This is a genomic window from Nocardia iowensis (assembly GCF_019222765.1).
Lineage (GTDB): Bacteria > Actinomycetota > Actinomycetes > Mycobacteriales > Mycobacteriaceae > Nocardia > Nocardia iowensis.
Genome location: NZ_CP078145.1, coordinates 7,304,618 through 7,323,241 on the forward strand (window position 1 = coordinate 7,304,618; position 18,624 = coordinate 7,323,241).

17 protein-coding genes are annotated in these 18,624 nt (G+C 69.0%); 9 read left to right on the forward strand and 8 right to left on the reverse strand.

Going from position 1 to position 18,624, the window contains the following annotated elements:
* Positions 1-122 precede the first annotated feature (122 nt).
* Positions 123-722: a PPA1309 family protein gene (locus KV110_RS33670; RefSeq protein WP_218471192.1), complete on the forward strand. Its 600-nt coding sequence runs from the start codon at positions 123-125 to the stop codon at positions 720-722.
* Positions 723-726: 4 nt separating this feature from the next.
* Here KV110_RS33670 and KV110_RS33675 read toward each other — a convergent pair whose 3' ends face one another.
* Positions 727-1,752 (reverse strand): YlbL family protein, encoded by a 1,026-nt coding sequence (locus tag KV110_RS33675; protein ID WP_218471193.1) that lies wholly within the window; start codon positions 1,750-1,752, stop codon positions 727-729.
* A 126-nt stretch (positions 1,753-1,878) separates the two neighbouring features.
* Here KV110_RS33675 and KV110_RS33680 point away from each other — a divergent pair, with 126 nt between their 5' ends.
* The 5 genes from KV110_RS33680 (at position 1,879) to KV110_RS33700 (ending at position 6,608) form a co-directional block, all read left to right on the forward strand.
* Entirely contained in the window at positions 1,879-3,306 is a 1,428-nt protein-coding gene (locus KV110_RS33680; RefSeq protein ID WP_218471194.1) for a zinc-dependent metalloprotease, read from the forward strand.
* Positions 3,307-3,392: 86 nt separating this feature from the next.
* Positions 3,393-4,298: a hypothetical protein gene (locus tag KV110_RS33685; protein WP_218471195.1), complete on the forward strand. Its 906-nt coding sequence runs from the start codon at positions 3,393-3,395 to the stop codon at positions 4,296-4,298.
* Between the two features lie 77 nt (positions 4,299-4,375).
* Positions 4,376-5,719, forward strand: a complete 1,344-nt coding sequence (locus tag KV110_RS33690; RefSeq protein ID WP_218471196.1) for an ABC1 kinase family protein — start codon at positions 4,376-4,378, stop codon at positions 5,717-5,719.
* 39 nt (positions 5,720-5,758) lie between these two features.
* Entirely contained in the window at positions 5,759-5,941 is a 183-nt protein-coding gene (locus KV110_RS33695) for a hypothetical protein (protein ID WP_218471197.1), read from the forward strand.
* Between the two features lie 61 nt (positions 5,942-6,002).
* A complete protein-coding gene (locus KV110_RS33700) occupies positions 6,003-6,608 on the forward strand; it encodes a helix-turn-helix domain-containing protein (RefSeq protein ID WP_218471198.1) in 606 nt (201 codons plus the stop codon).
* A gap of 130 nt (positions 6,609-6,738) precedes the next feature.
* Here KV110_RS33700 and KV110_RS33705 read toward each other — a convergent pair whose 3' ends face one another.
* The 3 genes from KV110_RS33705 to KV110_RS33715 all read right to left on the reverse strand — a co-directional run bounded on the left by KV110_RS33705 (position 6,739) and on the right by KV110_RS33715 (position 9,822).
* Positions 6,739-7,062: a WhiB family transcriptional regulator gene (locus KV110_RS33705; RefSeq protein ID WP_378733482.1), complete on the reverse strand. Its 324-nt coding sequence runs from the start codon at positions 7,060-7,062 to the stop codon at positions 6,739-6,741.
* Positions 7,063-7,201: 139 nt separating this feature from the next.
* Entirely contained in the window at positions 7,202-7,537 is a 336-nt protein-coding gene (locus tag KV110_RS33710) for a hypothetical protein (protein ID WP_218471199.1), read from the reverse strand.
* 113 nt (positions 7,538-7,650) lie between these two features.
* The gene (locus tag KV110_RS33715) at positions 7,651-9,822 is read right to left on the reverse strand and encodes an ATP-dependent DNA helicase UvrD2 (protein WP_393537879.1); all 2,172 of its coding nucleotides are present in this window, start codon (positions 9,820-9,822) and stop codon (positions 7,651-7,653) included.
* A 48-nt stretch (positions 9,823-9,870) separates the two neighbouring features.
* On the opposite strand from KV110_RS33715, the gene KV110_RS33720 reads away from it, so the two are divergent.
* Complete coding sequence (locus tag KV110_RS33720) at positions 9,871-11,142, forward strand: low temperature requirement protein A (RefSeq protein ID WP_218471200.1); 1,272 nt, start codon at positions 9,871-9,873, stop codon at positions 11,140-11,142.
* Here the strand turns inward: KV110_RS33720 and KV110_RS33725 are convergent.
* Positions 11,137-11,595, reverse strand: coding sequence for a MarR family winged helix-turn-helix transcriptional regulator (locus tag KV110_RS33725; protein WP_218471201.1), 459 nt, complete (start codon positions 11,593-11,595; stop codon positions 11,137-11,139). The two genes, KV110_RS33720 and KV110_RS33725, sit on opposite strands and share 6 nt — an antisense overlap.
* 271 nt (positions 11,596-11,866) lie before the next feature.
* Here KV110_RS33725 and KV110_RS33730 point away from each other — a divergent pair, with 271 nt between their 5' ends.
* Positions 11,867-12,097 carry a mycoredoxin gene (locus KV110_RS33730; RefSeq protein WP_218479215.1) on the forward strand — a complete coding sequence of 77 codons (231 nt, stop codon included), beginning with the start codon at positions 11,867-11,869 and terminating at the stop codon, positions 12,095-12,097.
* A 69-nt stretch (positions 12,098-12,166) separates the two neighbouring features.
* Here KV110_RS33730 and nudC read toward each other — a convergent pair whose 3' ends face one another.
* Together nudC and KV110_RS33740 are read right to left on the reverse strand one after the other, a co-directional pair.
* Positions 12,167-13,069: an NAD(+) diphosphatase gene (gene nudC, locus KV110_RS33735; RefSeq protein ID WP_218471202.1), complete on the reverse strand. Its 903-nt coding sequence runs from the start codon at positions 13,067-13,069 to the stop codon at positions 12,167-12,169.
* A gap of 44 nt (positions 13,070-13,113) precedes the next feature.
* Positions 13,114-14,169 (reverse strand): potassium channel family protein, encoded by a 1,056-nt coding sequence (locus tag KV110_RS33740; RefSeq protein WP_218471203.1) that lies wholly within the window; start codon positions 14,167-14,169, stop codon positions 13,114-13,116.
* Positions 14,170-14,308: 139 nt separating this feature from the next.
* Between KV110_RS33740 and KV110_RS33745 the strand changes: the two genes are divergently transcribed.
* Positions 14,309-14,722, forward strand: a complete 414-nt coding sequence (locus KV110_RS33745) for a DoxX family protein (protein ID WP_218471204.1) — start codon at positions 14,309-14,311, stop codon at positions 14,720-14,722.
* Here KV110_RS33745 and KV110_RS33750 read toward each other — a convergent pair.
* Complete coding sequence (locus tag KV110_RS33750) at positions 14,679-18,503, reverse strand: ATP-dependent helicase (protein WP_218471205.1); 3,825 nt, start codon at positions 18,501-18,503, stop codon at positions 14,679-14,681. The genes KV110_RS33745 and KV110_RS33750 overlap by 44 nt on opposite strands.
* Between the last annotated feature and the right edge of the window lie 121 nt (positions 18,504-18,624).

The window sequence follows — 18,624 nt, forward strand, 5'->3', positions numbered from 1 at the left end:
GGACACAGATCACACGTAGTGCATCTGTCGCGGCGCTCGCAAAACTCGCGCGTGGTGGTCGATCGAGCGTGAACCTGCGGGTTTGTGGATTGCCTTTTCAGTCGGTTTGGTTGGATGTTCCCGTGACTCCCGCAGATCTGCACGCCGAACTGCTCCTCGCCCGCTCTGTCCGGGAGGTGGCCGAATTCGTCGACGCCGAAGGCTGGGGCAGACCGCCGCAGATGTTCGCCCTGGTGCCTACCGCTGAGCTGGTCGCGGCGCAGCCGGAGCTGCTCGACGAGGTCGATGAGGCGGCCGAGCTCACTCCCGTTGCCCAGGAATCGTTTCCGGACGACGTGACGGGCGGGTCGATGGCTCTGGACGAGTTCCTCGCGACCACCAGCTGGCCGCCCGCCGTGCAGGGCTGCGTGCTGGTTCAGGAAATCGTGGTGCTGCCGCCGGATGCCGAATCGACGCTGGACGAGGCGCTGGTGCCGCTACTCGCCGACCACGAGGCGGCCGACGCCGCCGCGCGCGCCGCGGCCGAAGCGCATCCGGACCGCAGGGAGGCCCGGCTGTTCGCCGCGGTGCTGCGCGAGGGCGCGTCGCTGTGCCTGTTGCAGGTGCGTCCGGAGGACGACGCCGACGAATTCGCCGACATGGACCTGCGCACCTACCCCAACCTCGCGCCCAACCTCATCGACGCGCTGCACGCCACGATGGAGAACGAGCCGTTCGACTGACCGCTCAGCTACAGCCGACGGTGGTCTTGCCCGCGTTCAGGTCGTTGAGGGATTGCACTGCGCCGGTCAGGGTTTCGACCTTGACCAGGCGTAGGCCGTCGGGTGTTCGCTGCTTTGCCTCGTTGCAGTTCGCGGCGGGGACCAGGAAGGTCTCGGCGCCCGCGTCGCGGGCGGCCATCATCTTGTACGGGATGCCGCCGATCGGGCCGACCTTGCCGTCCTGATCGATGGTGCCGGTGCCCGCGACGAACTTGCCGCCGTCCAGCTCGCCGGGGGTGAGCTTGTCGATCAGCGCGAGACTGAACATCAGTCCGGCCGACGGGCCACCGATGTCGGCGAGGTTGAAGTCCACCTGCACCGGCGGGCGGGCGCCCTCCCCCGGTGTCACGCCGAGGTAGCCCTTGTCCTTGTCGTCCGGGCGGGCGCCGAGGGTCACCTGGACGGTCTGCTCGGCGTTCTCGCGGCGCAGCTGCACGGTCAGTTGCGCGCCCGGCGGCTGTGACGACACCGCGTCCACCACGTCCTTCGGCTCGTTCATCGGCGCGCCGTTGATGCTGACGATCTCGTCGCCCGCTCGCAGCACGTCCTTGGCCGGGCCGTCGTCGGCCACCTTGCGCAGCAGCACCACCGTCGGCAGGTTCAGGAAGTGCAGGGCCGCCACCTCGGCATTGCCCTCGGAATCCTTGAAGTCCTGCTGGTTGGACTTGTCGATCTCGTCGCGCGACACCCCGGGTGGGTAGACCTCCGCGCGCGGCACCAGCCCGTGCTTGCCGCTCGCCCAGAAGCCGAACGCCTCGAAGATGCTCAGCCCGTCGCGCACCGACACCGTGGTCATGTTGAGGTGCCCGGTGGTCGGGTCCACCTCGGTGCCGCGGACGTCGACCACCTCTTTGCCGTCCACCTTGCCGAGCGTGTTGAAGGTGGGGCCGGGGCCGAGTGCGACGAACGGCACAGTGAGCACAGTGCCGAGCGCGCCGAGCACGAGCACCGGGATCAGAGCGGCCACCAGGGTGAGGATCCGACGATTCACCTGGACCACAGTAGTGATCGCCGCCGTCGAAGGACGGTAGAGGCGGACATTCGGCGTTGCCGCGCGTCCCCGGTTTCGCGCCGCGCGAACGTCAACTGCCTGCACTACACGCGTAACGTTAGGCATATGAGTGACGTCCCCTTCGGATTTTCGAACCGCGACGACGACGACCGCAACCGCGGTGACGAACCGGGCGGTCCCGAGTCGAACAACCCGTTCGGAGTGGGTGGACCCGGTGGCGGTTTCGATCCGTCGCAGCTCGGCCAGATGCTGACCTCGCTCGGCCAGATGCTCAGCGGCATGGGTCAGCCCGGCTCGGCGCAGTCCGGCCCGGTGAATTACGACGTCGCCAAGCGACTGGCTCGCCAGCAGCTCGGCTCGAACGTGACCCCGGTATCGGCGAGCACCGCTAACGCCATCGCCGACGCCGCGCACCTGGCCGAACTGTGGCTCGACGGCGCGACCACGCTGCCCGCAGGCGCGAGCAAGACTGTTGCCTGGACCGCCAACGACTGGATCGAGGAGACGCTGTCCACCTGGCAGCGACTGTGCGACCCGGTGGCCCAGCAGATTTCCGGCATGTGGACCGCCTCGCTGCCGGAAGAGGCCAAGGAATTCGCGGCGCCGATGGTCGGCATGCTCGGTCAGATGGGTGGCCTCGCCTTCGGCTCGCAGCTCGGCCAGGCCCTCGGCCAGCTCGCCAAGGAGGTGCTGACCTCGACCGACATCGGTCTGCCGCTCGGCCCGACCGGTACCGCCGCCCTGCTGCCCTCGGCCATCGCGGACTTCAGCGCGGGCCTGGAGCAGCCGGAGAGCGAGATCATGGTGTTCCTCGCCGCACGCGAAGCGGCGCATCAGCGGCTTTTCGGCCATGTGCCGTGGCTGCGGCAGCAGGTGCTCGCCGCCGTCGAGGACTACGCGCGTGGCATCCGGATGGACTTCTCCGCATTGGAGGAGGCCGCCCAGGGCATCGACCCGATGGCGTTGACCGATCCCGCCAAGCTCGAGGAAATCCTGTCGCAGGGCGCCTTCGAACCGCAGACCACACCGGAGCAGAAGCAGGCACTGGAGCGGCTGGAGACCTTGCTCGCCTTGATCGAGGGCTGGGTCGAGGTCGTGGTCACCGATGCCGTCGGCGATCGACTGCCCGGCGCGGGCGCGCTGGCCGAGACCCTGCGCAGGCGGCGGGCCACCGGTGGTCCGGCCGAGCAGACGTTCGCGACGCTGGTCGGGCTGGAACTGCGGCCACGCAAGCTGCGCGAGGCCGCGGCCCTGTGGCGCAGGCTGACCAGCGACGCGGGAATGGAGAAGCGAGACGGTGTCTGGGCGCACCCCGACCTGCTGCCCGACTCCAATGATCTGGACTCCCCCGCTGGATTCATCGATTCGGTGATCGGCGGCGGCACCACCGCCTTCGACGATCCGCTTGCCCAGTTGGCGGAGACCGAGGCCAAGGAAAAGGCCGAACGGCAGAAGTCCGACGACGACGAACGGCGCGCGGACGGCGGCGAGTCCGGCCCTGACCTGGGTAAGGACAGCGGCCCGTCCGCTTGAGTGCCCTGTTGGTAGCCACGAATCCCTGTGGATAACTTCGGGTTTCGTGGCTAGGCGGGTCTGTCGGGATCCGCATACTGCTCGGCATGACATCACTGTGTCGTGGTCCGCTGCTGCCCCCGCAGATCGCCGTGCTGGTGCGCCCGTCCGGCGTCGTGCAACTCGGCTGGCATCCGGAGACCGCGCTGGTACTGGATGCCGCCGGGCTCGACGCCGATACGGTGCTGGCCTTCCTACGCCTGCTGGACGGCATGCAGACGCGGCCGCAAATCGTCTGGCGCGCCGGTGAATGCGGTATCGAGCCCGACCACGCGCTGGCCCTGCTCGACGTGCTGGACGAGGCCGGGCTGCTCGAGCATCCCGAAGACCGCGGCGGTCGGATCAGATCGGTGCGCGTGCACGGGCTCGGGCCGGTGTCGGACGCGGTCGCCGCGGGCCTGCGCAAACTCGGTGTGCGACCGAGCCGTTCGCGCGACTACCGGCCACACACGGCCCCGGCGTCCACCTGGCGGGTCGACCTGGTGGTGTTGACCGACACCCTGGTGGCCGACCCGCGTCTCGTGGAGGATCTGGTGCGGCACCGGATCGCCCACCTTCCGGTGCGGATCCGGGACGGCCGAGGGGTGGTCGGCCCGCTCGTGCTGCCCGGTGCGACCAGTTGCCTGCGCTGCGCCGACCTCCTGCGCGCCGACAACGACGCGGACTGGCCGCATCTTGCCGCGCAGTTGCTGGGCCGGGTCGGGCACGCGTCCCCGGCCCGGATCGCGGCCACCGCGGCCCTCGCGGTCAGCGAAGTCGAGGCCGTGCTGGCCATGACGACCAGACGCGCACCGGCCACCCTGGACGCCACACTCGAACTGGATCTGGACTCGCACCTGCTCGACCGACGGCGCTGGCCGCGCCATGCCGACTGCTCGTGTCGCCGAATTCCCGCTGGCCTCAGCGGGTGTCGAGAACACGCGAGCCGACCGGGCGACGCGGCATCGGAGTGATCGGGGTCACTGCCGTCGACGGTATCGAATCAAGATTGCCATGGCTAAGTAGCGGGTCCTTCCGCCATGATGGGTACGTGTCTGAGATCGTGCGCCGTCGCTCGTCCCGCAACGCCAAGTTGGCCAAGATTCCGCTCGGCATCGCCGGGCGGGCCGCTGTGGGGTTCGGTAAGAAGCTGGCCGGGGGCGACAAGTCCGAAATCAACGCGAACCTGAACCAGAAGGCCGCCGAGCAGCTGTTCACCGTGCTCGGTGAGCTCAAGGGCGGTGCGATGAAGTTCGGGCAGGCACTCAGTGTGATGGAGGCCGCCGTCCCCGAGGAGTTCGGCGAGCACTACCGCGAGGCGCTGACCAAGCTGCAGGCCGCCGCGCCGCCGATGCCTGCGGAGACCGTGCACCGGGTGTTGGACCAGCAGCTCGGCACCCAGTGGCGGCAGCGGTTCACGGAGTTCGACGACGTCCCCGCCGCATCGGCCAGCATCGGTCAGGTGCACAAGGCGATCTGGTCGGACGGCCGCGTCGTCGCGGTGAAGGTGCAGTACCCCGGTGCCGACGAGGCGCTGCGCGCGGACCTCAAGACGCTGAACCGGATGACCGGGCTGCTCGCGTCGGTCATCCCCGGCGCCGACGTGAAGCCGATCCTCGCCGAGATCACCGAACGCACCGAGGAAGAGCTCGACTACCGCAACGAGGCGACGAACCAGCGCGCCTTCGCCAAGGGTTTCGACGGGCACCCGGAGATCGTGGTGCCCAAGGTGGTGGCCAGCTCGCCGAAGGTGATCGTCACCGAATGGCTCGACGGCACCGCGGTCTCTTCGATCATCCAGGCGGGCGCCGCCGACCCCGAGGGCACCCGCGCCCTGCGCAACCGCGTCGCGGGCCTGATGGGCCGCTTTCACTTCTCCTCCCCGGAAACCGTCGGCCTGCTGCACGCCGACCCGCATCCCGGCAATTTCATGATGCTCGCCGACGGCAAGCTCGCGGTGATCGACTTCGGCGCCTGCGCGCCGATGCCGAACGGGTTTCCCCCCGTGCTCGGCCGCATGCTCGCGCTCGCGGTGGAGGAGCGCTTCGAGGAACTCACCGAGCTCATGTACGACAACGGCTGGGTCATCCCCGGCCGCACCGTCACCCACAAAGAGATCGCCGACTACCTGCGCCCCTTCACCGACCCGATCCGGTCCGACTCGTTCCACTTCACCCGCAAGTGGATGCAGCGGGTCGCGGGCAAAGCCTCCGACATCACCAGCCAGGAGATGAAAACCGCACGCGCCCTGCAACTTCCGGCCGAATACGTGATGATCTTCCGAGTACTCGGCGGCTCGGTGGGCATCCTCGCCCAACTCGACGCCGAACTTCCCTTCATGGAACTGGTCCGCACCTGGATGCCCGGGTTCCGCGAGGAGCGCACCGTCAGCTGACGCGCCGGGCGCTCGCGCCCCGCGGTGATTCTCGGCCCGGTGACGCTGATTGCCGCCGACGGCGGCATCGGTGGGCTCGCCGACTTCACTATTCCGCCGCTCTGCTCCCAGGATGTCGGTCCCGTGGTCGCCGCATTGTGGGCGGCTTCTTGCGCGGCGATCCGTTCCCCTACCGTGGCTTTTCTCCACTATGTGGGAAGGGTTCCGATCACCGTGATGTAAATACGGGGATTTCACACCATTCGGCTGAAAGTGTGCGGAGCAGACAAGGAAGGCCGAGCAAGTGCGGAACGACAGCGACGACCGGGCGCGCTGGCCCGGGCTCGGCGCCGTTGTGCACGATCGCAGGCGTGCGGCACGGCTGACGCTGGCCACGCTGGCCGCGAAAACCGAACTGTCGCAATCATTCCTGAGCCAATTGGAAAACGGGCGAACCAATACGAGTCTGCGCTCGCTGCAACGCATCGCCGACGCGCTCGACACCACGGCGACCGAATTACTCGCGGCGGCCGACAGCACGCCCGGTGCGGTGGTCGTCCGTGCGGACGAAGGCCGTCTCGATCAAGCAGACCCGAACACCGACGGCTCGGTGCGCTCGCTGGTCCACGGCAGCAGGGACCTGCGCGCACTCGAGTTCATCGGAGGAACCGAACGCGGCGAGCGCGAATTCACCCACCCCAATGACGAATTGATCTACGTGGTCACCGGGACGATCACGGTCGTCGCCAACGGCGAGGAAGTGACCTTGTCCACCGGAGACTCCTATTACTGCCCGTCGGGCGTGCGCCACCGCTGGTGGGCGCACGCCGACGACACCACAACACTCGTGCTCGCCGTCGCCGACGGGCGGACCGTCCGCCGGGCACCCCACCGGCCACGGCGCACCTGATACAACGCAAACGAGCCGCCCACCGGGCAACGGTGAGCGGTTCGTCTGCTTTCTCGTTCGTTGGCTCGGCCCGTGTCAGGACCAACCGAATCGAGCACATCGACCGGAGGGAGGGAAGTCACTCCCGGTTTCATGCCGGGACCGCGACCTTGCGCGGGCGACCGCGCGGGCGCTTGCGAGCGATGACGACCCCCTGTTCGAAGATCTCACCACCCCAGACACCCCACGGCTCACGCCGATCCATGGCCGCGCTCAAGCAGCCCTTACGGATGGGGCAGCTGGCGCACAGCGCCTTGGCCTGCTCCAACTGGTTAGGGCTCTCGGCGAACCAGAGATCGGGGTCTCCGGCACGGCAAGGCAGAACCTTGTTGACCTCCCTGGGCCGGGTAGTCGGCGCCACGGTTCGGCATGTCACGTCAGTAGTGGCCGTCGGCCATTCCTGGGCGGTGAACACGTCGTTCTCCTTCAGCTCGTTGCAGCGGTTCGTTACGTTGTCCGCGAAACCGGTGCCGGCTGGCTGAAGGGCCGAAAAAGATTGGCCACGGTTTCGCTTCGTGCGATCCGTGGCCAGGAGGTCTGGGAGGGAGATTCCCCTACCTAGGTATTCGACATCTCTGTCGAGTCCTGATCACGATCGCTTGGTTTGCGGGGCGGAGGCGTGCTGCCTGCAGATCCGCCGGCTCATAACCGGCTTCTGCTGCGATGACGACAACGTCGTCTGCCGTGTTGACGGCAGACGGGTGCCAGCTACCCGCGTTGGGCTTGTCCTGCATGACGGTGCACAGGGCATGCATGGGCGCGAGTTGCGCTTGCGTGCCGAACGCACCGATTTCGGACAGACCGATCCCCTGCAAGGCGAGGATCCCCCGGGAGGCCGACATGGGTGAGTTCACCGCAACGTCGATGGCGTTGAAGTACGTGGTGTTCATCGGTCTGCCTCCCTCCTTACTCGTTATCTGTCTGACGACTGTGCGCGCCGGGATGACCTCCCGGTGCGTGAATCCAACCATAGGCAAGTTCGCCGAACCGTACAACCTATTTTCTACCTGCGGTTTTGGGGTCTTGCGCGCAGCCGCGAAGCGATGATCGCAAGCACCTCGGCGCCGTACTGGTCGAGCTTCTTCGCGCCGATCCCCGCGATCGCGGCCAGCGCGGCGTCGTCACCTGGGAGTTGTTCGGCGATGGCGGTGAGCGTGGTGTCGGTGAACACCACGAACTCGCGCACCTGTAGTGCCTGTGCCTTCTCCGCGCGCCACTCCTGCAGAGCCACCAGCAGTTCGGCGTCGAGCTCCGCCGGGCAGCGACGACAGCGGCCAAGCATAGTCGCATAGGTGCCGATCAGTGGTTTGGCACACACTCGGCAGGTGGGACGGACACCCTTGGCCTCCGTGACCGGTGCCGCGATCCTGGAGGCGGGCGAGTCGTCCGGTACCAGGCCATTGAGGAACCGGGAGCGTCGTCGCGTGCGCCGCTTGCCCTCGCCGCGCGCCAGCGCCCAGGACAGCTGCAGATGTTCGCGCGCCCTGGTCACGCCGACGTAGAGCAGCCGCCGCTCCTCCTCCAGCTTCGCCTCGTCACCGACCGAGCCGTCGTCGGCGAGCACGTGCGCGATCGGCAGCGTGCCGTCAGTCAGCCCGACCAGGAAGACCGCGTCCCACTCCAGGCCCTTGGCGGCATGCAGCGAGGCAAGCGTGACGCCCTGCACGGTCGGTGGGTGCCGCGCCTCGGTGCGCGCGGCCAGCTCGCGCAGCAGACCGGGCAGGTCGAGTTCCTCGTCGTGCGCGACCAATTCCTCGGTGAGGTTGACCAGCGCGACCAGCGAGGCCCATTTCTCCCGCGCCTGGGCGCCGACGGGTTCGGCCGTGGTCAGGCCGACCGGCGCCAGCACCGCCCGGACCAACGTGACCAGCGCGGGGCCGCTACGCGCCGCGCCGGGCAGGTCCTCGCGCGAGGCGGCCTGACGCAACGCCGACACGGCCTGCCGGACCTCGGGGCGCGAGAAGAACCCCTCGCCACCACGCACCTGATAGGCGATGCCACGCTCGGTCAGCGCCTGCTCGTAGCTCTCGGACTGCGCGTTGATCCGGTACAGCACGGCGATCTCGGCGGCGGGCGTGCCCGCATCGATCAGCCGCTTGATCGACTTGGCGACCGCGGCGGCCTCGGCCGGGCCGTCGTCGTATTCGGCGAAGACCGGCTCCGGGCCGTCCGGCCGCTGGCCGATGAGCTGCAGCCGGGTGCCGGCGATGCGACCGCGCGCGACGCCGATCACCCGGTTGGCCAGCGAGACGACCTGCGGGGTCGAGCGATAGTCGCGTTCCAGCCGGACCACGGTGGCGTCGGGGAAGCGGCGGGAGAAGTCGAGCAGGTAGCCGGGGGTCGCCCCGGTGAACGAGTAGATCGTCTGGTTGGCGTCGCCGACCACGGTCAGGTCGTCGCGGTCGCCGAGCCAGGCATCGAGCACCCGCTGCTGCAACGGGGTGACGTCCTGGTACTCGTCGACCACGAAGCTGCGATAGCGACCGCGGAATTCGTCGGCGACCGCCGGATAGTCCTCCAGTGCCGCCGCGGTGTGCAGCAGCAGATCGTCGAAGTCCAGCAGCAGGCCGTCCGGGGTGGCCTTGAGTTTCTCGTAGCCCGCGTAGACCTCGGCCACCCGCAGCGCGTCGTACGGCGTCTCGCGGCGCTGCTTGGCCACCGCCGCCGGATAGTCCTCGGGCGCGATGAGCGATGCCTTCGCCCATTCGATCTCGCTCAGCAGGTCGCGGACGCTGTCGGTGGCCGAGGAGAGCCCGGCCCGGTTCGCCGCCTGCGCGACGATCGGGAACTTGCCGTCGATCAGCCGCCACGGCACGTCGCCGACGATCTGCGGCCAGAAGTACTTGAGCTGGCGCAGCGCGGCAGCGTGGAAGGTGCGCGCCTGCACCTGGTTCGCGTCGCCGCCGAGGCCGAGCGCGCGCAACCGGTTGCGCAGCTCCCCTGCCGCCCGCGCGGTGAAGGTCACCGCGAGCACCTGGTCGGCCTTCACGTGGCCAGCGGACACCAGATGCGCGATGCGATGAGTGATGGTCCTGGTCTTGCCGGTACCCGCCCCCGCGAGTACACACACCGGACCCCGCGGCGCGCGCACCGCGGCGGCCTGTTCGGGGTCGAGCGCATCCAGCTCGAGGCCGGCTGGTTGGTGTGTACTGGTTGACGACACGGCACCCATCATGACAGTGACCGCCGACAACTCACGCCGCCCGCGCAATACTGTCGCCTCGTGGCCCCCGACACGCCGTCAGCTGACGCCCGCCCGACCGACCGGCACGCAACGTGGATGGAGTTGTTCTTCGACCTCGTCGCGGTCGCCGGGATCGGCCAGCTCACCCATCTGCTGCACCGTGGCCCCTCGCTCGCCGATTTCGGCCTGTATCTGCTGCTCTACCTGGCCTTCTGGACGGCATGGGCGTGCATGATGCTGTACGGGAACATCGCTCGCGACCAGACCCGGATCCCGCTGATGCTCGCGACGATGCTCGGCCTCGGACTGATGGCGGGTGCGGTCGCGGGCATCCCGGACCGGCACGCGACCACGTTCGCCGCGGTCTATGTGCTCGTGCGCGCCGTCGCGGCACAGGTCTGGGGCCGCGGCACGCTGGTGGTCGACTGGCCGATCGCGCAACTGTCCATCGGGGTGCTGCCGTGGATCGTCTCGCTGTGGGTGCCCGAACCGTGGAAGTACTGGCTGTGGGCGCTCGGCCTGGCACTGGATCTGTGGCTGATGTTCGGGATGACCGGCGAACGGATGATGGCGGGCGCCCAGGACGCGATCGATCGCAGGTTCCGCACCTCACGCCGCTTCAAGGACATCGAGCCGCCGAAAATCCGTGCGGTGCACGCCGATTCGCCGCACCTCGGCGAACGTCTCGGCCTGTACGTGATCATCGTGCTCGGCGAGGGCGTCATCGCGGTGATCGGCGCGGTCGGTGGCGTGCCGTGGAACGCGCGGGTGCTCGCCTTGGGTTTCGGCGCCTTCGTCGTCCTCGCGGTCCTGTGGGCACTGACCCTGATGTACGGCTTCATACCGCGCCTGATGGCGGGCGAGGATCCGGAAGGTTCGATACCGAGGCAGTACGTGATGGCGATGCACTGCTGGATCACCGGCGCGATCGCCACCATCGCGGCCGGTCTCGGGCTGGCCGTCGAACACGCGAAGGGGCATGTGTCCACCGGCATCGGCTGGTCGCTGTGCGGCGGTGCGGCGGCGTATTTCGTGATCACCGGGCTCGGCGGGATGCGCAGTGGTGCGGGGTGGCGCTGGATCCTGACCTGGCCGCTGCCCTGTGCGGTGCTCGCGGTGCTGCTCGGCGCGTTCGGTCCACACATCGGTGCGCTCGGGTTGGTGTATGGAGTCGTGGCCATTTTCCTCGTTGCGCTGCTGTTCCAGACCTACGCCTCGGGCAAGTGGCGCACCGGATCGGGCCCCGACCGCCCGCGCCGGAAGCCGTGGCGGCGGCCGGACCATGGCCTTGGCATCGATGAGGTCTTATAGGCGGTCGCGCAAGCTGCGCAGTTCGCCAGCGAACTGCCGGGTCCGGCCATCGAGCGGGCCGAAGAACTCGCGGTCACAGGCTTCCACCGCGACCACCGCCCGATTCGCCAGTGCCGCACCGGCTTCCGTCGCCACCAGCGACTTCGCTCGCCGATCGCTCGGATGGTCGCGGCGCTCGATCAGCCCCTTCTGTTCGAGCGCGCGCAGCACCTGGGAGGTCATCATCGGGTCGGTGGCGGCGTGTGCGGCGAGGTCGCGCTGCCGGACCGGATCGTCGGTGACCGCCAGGTAGGTGAGCGAGGCCAGCAGCACGAACTGCACGTGGGTCAGGTCGAACGGCGCGAGTGCCGCCCGCTGCGCCGCCTGCCATCGGTTGGTCACCTGCCAGAGCAGCAAGCCGGGACTCTCGTCGGCGTGCTCGAACTCGTTGCGTAGCCCGTCATGTTCGATCATCGGACTCCTTCACTCACCCGCCATGGCCTTCGCGATCACGCGTGGTCGTGTGTGGTGAGTTCTATCAGGCCGCGCCGCAACATGATTCCCCAGTTCGGCACGCTGGTGAGATCCAGTTCGCCGCGCAGCTGGTCGATCGCCCACCTCCTTCTCCCCGGTCCGGTATCGCGGTGAACGCGCGGACCGGAGCGCCGCCTGTGCGGCTGGGTGGAACAGGGACGGCCCGAGCGGCGTTGAACCGTCCGTGACTGATGCGACTCCCGACCTGACGATGTACTCGACCACGTGGTGCGGCTACTGCCGCAGGCTGAAGAAGCAGCTGGAAGAGGCCGGTATCAGCTATCTCGAGATCGACATCGAGCAAGATCCGGCGTCGGCCGAGTTCGTCGGCAGCGTCAACGGCGGCAACCATGTGGTTCCGACGGTGAAGTTCGCGGACGGCTCGACCGCGACCAATCCCTCGCTGGCCGCCGTCAAGCAGGCCCTCGCCACCCTGTCCTGAGTACCGCATACGCGGTCTCGAGCACCGCATCCGCGCGGGCCGCACCGGCCCGTCGCGGATTTTCCCTGGTCAGTCGAGCGCGGCCCAGGATTCCATGATGGTGCGGGCGATGGAGATCGACCCCGGCAGCAGCAGCCGCGCGCCGGTGCCCTGCGCCGACCAATCGCCGACGGCCAATGCCTCGCGCACCTCGGCGCGGGTGAACCAGTGTGCCTCGGCGATCTCGCCGTCGGAGAAGACCAGCGGCTGCGCGGGGTCACCGACCGCGGCGAACCCGAGCATCAGCGACCGAGGGAACGGCCACGGCTGGCTGCCAAGGTAGTGGATGTCGTGGACATCGACGCCGACCTCCTCCTTCACCTCCCGCTCGACGCACCGCTCCAGCGACTCGCCCGCCTCGACGAACCCGGCGAGCAGCGAGAACAGCGATTGCGGCCAGCTGTGCTGGCGCGCGAGCAGCACCTGGTCGGCGCCGTCGTGGATCAGGCAGATGACCGCGGGGTCGATCCGCGGGAACTCCTCGTAACCGCTCTCGGTGATCCGGGACCAGCCGCCCTTGCTCGACGTGGTCACCGTGCCGTCGGCACCGTTGAATCCGGCCTTGTCATGCCAGTTCAGCAGGGCCACCGCGGTGGAGAGCACCCCGGCGGTGAGATCGTCGACGGTGTTGGACATGCCGCGCAGGTCGGTCAGCGACCCTTGCAGGCTCGGATCACGCACGGCCCACAAATGGATGCCGCCATCGATGCCGAGGAACACCGCCGCGGGACTCGGCTCGGCCGACAGATCGATCGCCTTGTCCAGCACGAGCGCGCCGTTCTCGAACCGGACCTGGCCGCGGGCATTCACCCGCAGCAGCTTGGCGTCGCGCCACCCCTCCTTCAATGCCTGCTCATCGGCGCGCGTCTCCTCGGCGCGATCGAGCACGGAACGGGAGAGCAGCGGAACACCATTGAGTTGAAAGACCGGCACCCATCGAGACTATCGCGCCGAACGCCCGCCGCCCCGGCGCGGCCTTACTTGGCCGTGCGCCGGATGTAGAGCAGCTTGTCGCCCATCTCGAGCGAGTCCACTTCCGGCTCACCCACCCGGGAAAGGACGCCCGCGCGCACCACCCCGAGCACGATGTCGCTCAGGTGCCGCGGCGAGCCGCCGATCTCCGAGGGCTCCACCTCGCGCTCGGCGATCGCGAAACCCTCCTCGGGGGTGAGCAGGTCTTCCATCATCTCGACCACCGACGGCGTAGTCGTCGCGACGCCGAGCAACCGGCCCGCCGTCTCCGAGGACACCACCACCGAGTCGGCCCCGGACTGCCGGACCAGGTGGGTGTTCTCCGCCTCCCGGATCGCGACCACGATCTTGGCGCTCTTAGTGAGCTCCCTGGCGGTCAGCGTGACCAGCACCGCGGTGTCGTCCCGATTGGTCGCGACGATCACCGAGGACGCGTTCTGCACGCCGGCCAGCCGCTGCACATCGGACTGGGTCGCCGAGCCGTGCACCGTCACCAGGCCCGCGTTCGCGGCCGCCTCCAGTGCGATGACGTCGGTGTCCACCACGACGATGTCGGCGGGCTGTATTCCGTCGCCGAGCATGGCATCGATCGCGGTGCGTCCCTTCGTGCCGTAACCGACGACCACGGTGTGATTGCGCACGCTGTGCCTCCATCGCTGAATCTTGAAAGCCTGCCGGGACCGTTCCGTCAGCACGCCGAGGGTGGTTCCGACGAGGACGATGAGGAAGAGGACGCGCAGCGGCGTGATGATGATGATGTTGGCCAGCCGCGCCTGGGGGGTGATCGGGGCGATATCGCCGTAGCCGGTGGTCGACAGGGACACCGTGGCGTAATAGAACGCGTCGAGGAACGACAGCGCGTCACCCGAATTGTCGCGATAGCCGTCCCGGCCGATGAACACCACCAGGGCCGCGGTGAAAAGCAGCCCGATCGCGAACAGCACCCTGCGGGTCAGTGAAATCCACGGACTCGTCTGGACTTCCGGGATACGCAGCACACCGACCAGGGCGAAATGTGGGCGATTCGACAGCCCGAGCGTGCGCGCTCGATCACCGAACACCGGACTCACCCGCCCTGGTAATCATCGCGTCGGATGTCTCCGGCATTGCTTGTCCCTCCGGCACAGCACGGGAGCCTACCCGTTGTCCGCGATACCACCCGGTCTCGACGCGAACACCTGATGAATGTAAAGCTGCCTCATGGCAGATAACGCTCTCGCGCCCGTCCGCAATGCCGGGCGACGGCCCGCACTGGCCCTCGCCGCCCTGCTGTTCCCGATGGGGGTGCTGCACTTCGTCATGCCGAAGCCCTTCGATGCGATCGTGCCCAAGTCATTGCCGGGCGAGGCGCGCACTTACACCTACGCCTCGGGAGTCGCCGAGCTCGGCGTCGCCACCGCGCTGGCCATCCCCCGGACCCGCAGCCTCGGCGGGCGGCTGGCCGCGCTGCTGTTCATCGCGGTTTTCCCGGCCAACGTGCAGATGGCCGTCGACATGCTCGGCAACAAGAAGGCGTCGCAGCTGGTCAAGATCGGGACCGTGCTGCGCCTGCCGCTGCAGGTCCCGCTGATCATCCAGGCGCTGAAGGTGAGCCGGTCGGCGCGGAATTCCTGATCAGCTCGGCCAGTTCGTCGGGACCGGCCAGCGTCGCGGGCGCGATGGTGCGCCCAGTGCGCACGTAGTGGAAAGCGGCGCTGATCCGTTCGAGCATCTCCTGCTCGGGTCTGCCTTCCCTGGATGCCATCAGTCTGGCCCAGGCCAGCCGATAGACGGCCAGCTGCATGGCGACCGCGGGTTCCTCGGTGGGAGTCGGCTCGGCGCCGGTCTTCCAGTCGACCACGATCCAGCCGCCGCCGGGCTCGGCGAACACCGCGTCCATCCGGCCGCGAATCACGGTGCCCGCAATGGAGGTTTCGAACGGGACCTCCACATCGAGTGGGCTGCGGTTGGCCCACGAGGAATTGAGGAACGCGTCCTGCATCGCGGTCAGCTCGTCGTCGACGGCCGCGTCGGCGGCGGCGCTGTCGGCGGCACCGGGCAGTTCGTCGAGACCGAGCAGGCGGGTCGAGCCGAACCAGCGCTGCACCCAGGCGTGGAACGCGGTGCCGCGGCGGGCCAGCGGGTTCGGCGGGAACGGGAGCGGGCGGCGCAGGCGCGCAGCGAGTTTCGCGGGGTCGGCCCGCATTTCCACCAGGGCGGTCGCGGCGATCTGGCCGGGGAGTTCGACCTCCTCGGCGGCGGCCTGCTCGGCCTCGAATTCGGCGAGTAGCGCGTCGACGTCGGCGGCCCAGCCGTCGGGGTCGTCCTGGTCGGGCAGCGGGCCGACCGGGCCCGTCGGGTCGAATGGGTATTCCTGATCGAATTCCGCTGCGGCGAAAGCGATATCGTCGGCCGAGATGAGCTCGTCCAGCGGATCGGGCGGAATGTCGCCCGCCCGCGATCCGGCTGTGGCGTCGGCGAGTTCGGCTGCGGCGCCCGTGCGGTCGACCGACGACGCGAGGTCGTCCATCGGGTCCGGCGGCAGCATGTCGATGTCGTCGGGCGCCTCGACAGGGTATGGCTCACCGACCTCGAAAAGTGTGTCTGCCTCTGGCACCGTGGGCGGGGTGGCGTCCGGCTCTGGCACGTTCGCCGTCTCGCGCGGCGCGGCGGGTTGGGCGCGGAGTTCGTCCAGCGCGGCGCGGACCAGCGCGGCACCCTGTTCGATCGGATCGCGGCGGTTGCCGAGGGGGTCGCGGGGCCATTCGGCGGTGGCCGGGTTGTCGGTGAATGGGTTCACCGCGTCGTGCGCGGGTGGATCGTCCCAGCGGGCGATGTCGACGACGCCGTTGGCGGGACTGTCGGGGGATTCGCTGGCGTGCTTCAGTTCGAGCAGAAAGTCGGACGGTCCCTTGGGCGAGCTTCCGGTCTCGGCCCAGTGGTGCGACGAAACAAGCAGGACGCGTTCGGTTCTGGTGAGAGCGACGTAGAAGAGGCGGCGCTCCTCGTCGATCCGGCGGCGCTCCAGCGCCTCCTTGTGTGACTTGATGGCGCGTTCCAGGTCGGCGCGGTCGTACAGGTCGGCCAGGTCGAGGACGGGGACGCCTTCGGCCGCGTCGTCCTGTCGGCGGTCACCACGCAGCTTTGTCGGGAGTTCGGCGAGGGCGCCGAGCCAGGTGCCCGACGCGGTCCCCGACGGGAACACACCGCGCACCACGTGCGGCACGGCGACGATCTCCCACTCCAGGCCCTTCGCCGCGTGCACGGTCAACACCTGCACGCGGTCCTTCGCGACCTCGACTTCGCCCGGCTCCAAACCGTTTTCGACCGACTCGGCGGCGGCGAGGAAGGACAGCAAGCCGCCGAGCGACGCGCCGGAGTCGGCGGCATACCCGGCGACCACCTCGGCGAACGCGTCCAGGTGCTCCCGCCCCGCGCCCGCACCCGACATGGCCCGGCGCGCCTGTGTCTCCACGCCGACGCCGATGGTGCGCTCTACATCGGCGACCAACTCGGTCAGCAACTGCCCGCTGCGTTCGCGCAGTGCGGCGAGCTCGCGGCTCAATGCCTCGATACGGGCGAAGCCCGATTCCGAATACTGTTCGCGCGGACCAGGATCGGCGATGGCGTCGGCCAGCCCCGCCTGCTCGGCGGGCTCCGGTGCCACCTCACGCAATGCGGCGGCCAGCGTGCTCCCGTCGGTGATCTCCGGCGCGTCACCACTGTGGAAACGGCTGATCGACAGCGTGCGCGCACGACGGGCCAGGGCGGCGATGTCGGCGACCCCGATGCGCCAGCGCGCGCCGGTGAGCACGCGCATCGCGGCGCTACCCGAACCGGGTTCGGCGATCAGCCGCAGGGTGGCGACGATATCGGCGACCTCGGGCGTGGCGAGCAGGCCGCCGAGCCCGACGATCTCGACCGGCAAGCCTTGCGCGCGAAGGGCTTCCGCGAGCGGCGACGCATCGGCGTTGCGGCGCACCAGCACCGCGGAGGTGGGCGGTGGCTCGCCCGCGGCACGACGGGCCGCCCATTCCTCGGCGATCCGGGCGGCCAGCCATTCGCGTTCCTCGGCGACGGTCTCGGTCAACGCGAGCGCCACCACGCCCGGCCCCGCGTCGGGCTTCGCACGCAAGGCATCGACCGTCACGCCGCCGCCCTCGATGGCCTTGCGGCGCAACGGTTCCGCGACCAGATTCGCCAGCGCCAACGCTTCCGGCGGATTGCGCCAGCTGGTCAGCAGCGGCAGCGTCGGTGCGGGAACGCCGGGCGCGCTGGGGAAGTCGGTGGCGAAGCGGGGCAGGTTCGCGGCGGAGGCACCGCGCCACCCGTAGATGGATTGCATCGGGTCACCGACGGCGGTCACCGCCAACCGTTGTCCGGCACCAGGTGACTCGCGCTGCTCCTCGGTAACCGACCGCCGTCCGGAACCCTGCTGCCTACTCGGTTGCCGCTGCTCGGGTTCCGTCGATCGCGTACTAGGAGGCGATTCGGCGTATTGAGCACCGCCGAACAGTGCGGCGAGCAGAACTCGTTGGGCGTGGCCGGTGTCCTGGTACTCGTCGAGCAGGACCAGGCGGAAGCGAGTGCGTTCGGCGGCGGCGACCTCGGGATGTTCGGCGGCGAGCCGAGCGGCCAGCGACATCTGGGCACCGAAATCCAGTGCGCCACGACGGCGTAACGCGTCGGCCAGCTGCTGCACGAGTGGCAGCAAGGCGACGCGTTCGCGCTGGACCTGGAGGATGCTCAGCAGCGTCTGGCTGGGTCCGCCGCGCTGACGCGGGCCCGGCGGCAGGGTGTGCACCAGCTTTTCCAGCTCGGTGTGCGCCTCGGCCAGCTGTTCCGGCTCGACCAGATGCTCGGCGAGCTGCCCGGACAGCGCGAGGATCGCCTCGGTCACCGAGACCGGCGTGCGATCGGTGTCCAGGTCGCCGTCCCAGGTGCGCACCACCTGATGCGCGAGCTGCCAGAGCTGGGTCTGGGTGAGCAGCGTCGCGGAGGGCTCCACGGGCAGCAACAGCCCGTGTTCGGTGAGCAGCCTGCCCGCGTACGAGTGGTAGGTGCTGATCTCCGGCTCGGCCCCGGACAGCTGCGCCCGCAACTGCCCGGACGGATCCAGCTCCCGCAACAGCGGCGCACCGGCCAACCGGGCCAGCCGGGTCCGGATGCGAGCGGTCAACTGCTGCGCGGCTTTTCGGGTGAAGGTCAGCCCGAGCACCTCGTCGGGTAGCACGAGCCGATTGGCCACCATCCACACCACCCGCGCGGCCATCGTCTCGGTCTTGCCCGCCCCGGCACCGGCCACCACCAGCGTCGGCCCCGGCGGTGCGGCGATCACCGCCGCCTGTTCCTCGGTCGGCGGCGGCAGGCCGAGCGCGTCGGCCAACTGATGCGGCGTTACCCGTCCGCCGGTCACGGCTGGCCCGCATCGGTGTCACACGCCGGGGGCACGGGCCCGACGTTTCGCGCACGGCGGCCACCGGTGGCTACGTCGCGGCGACGCCTGCCGCTGGCCTTGGATAGCGACGTGACATGGG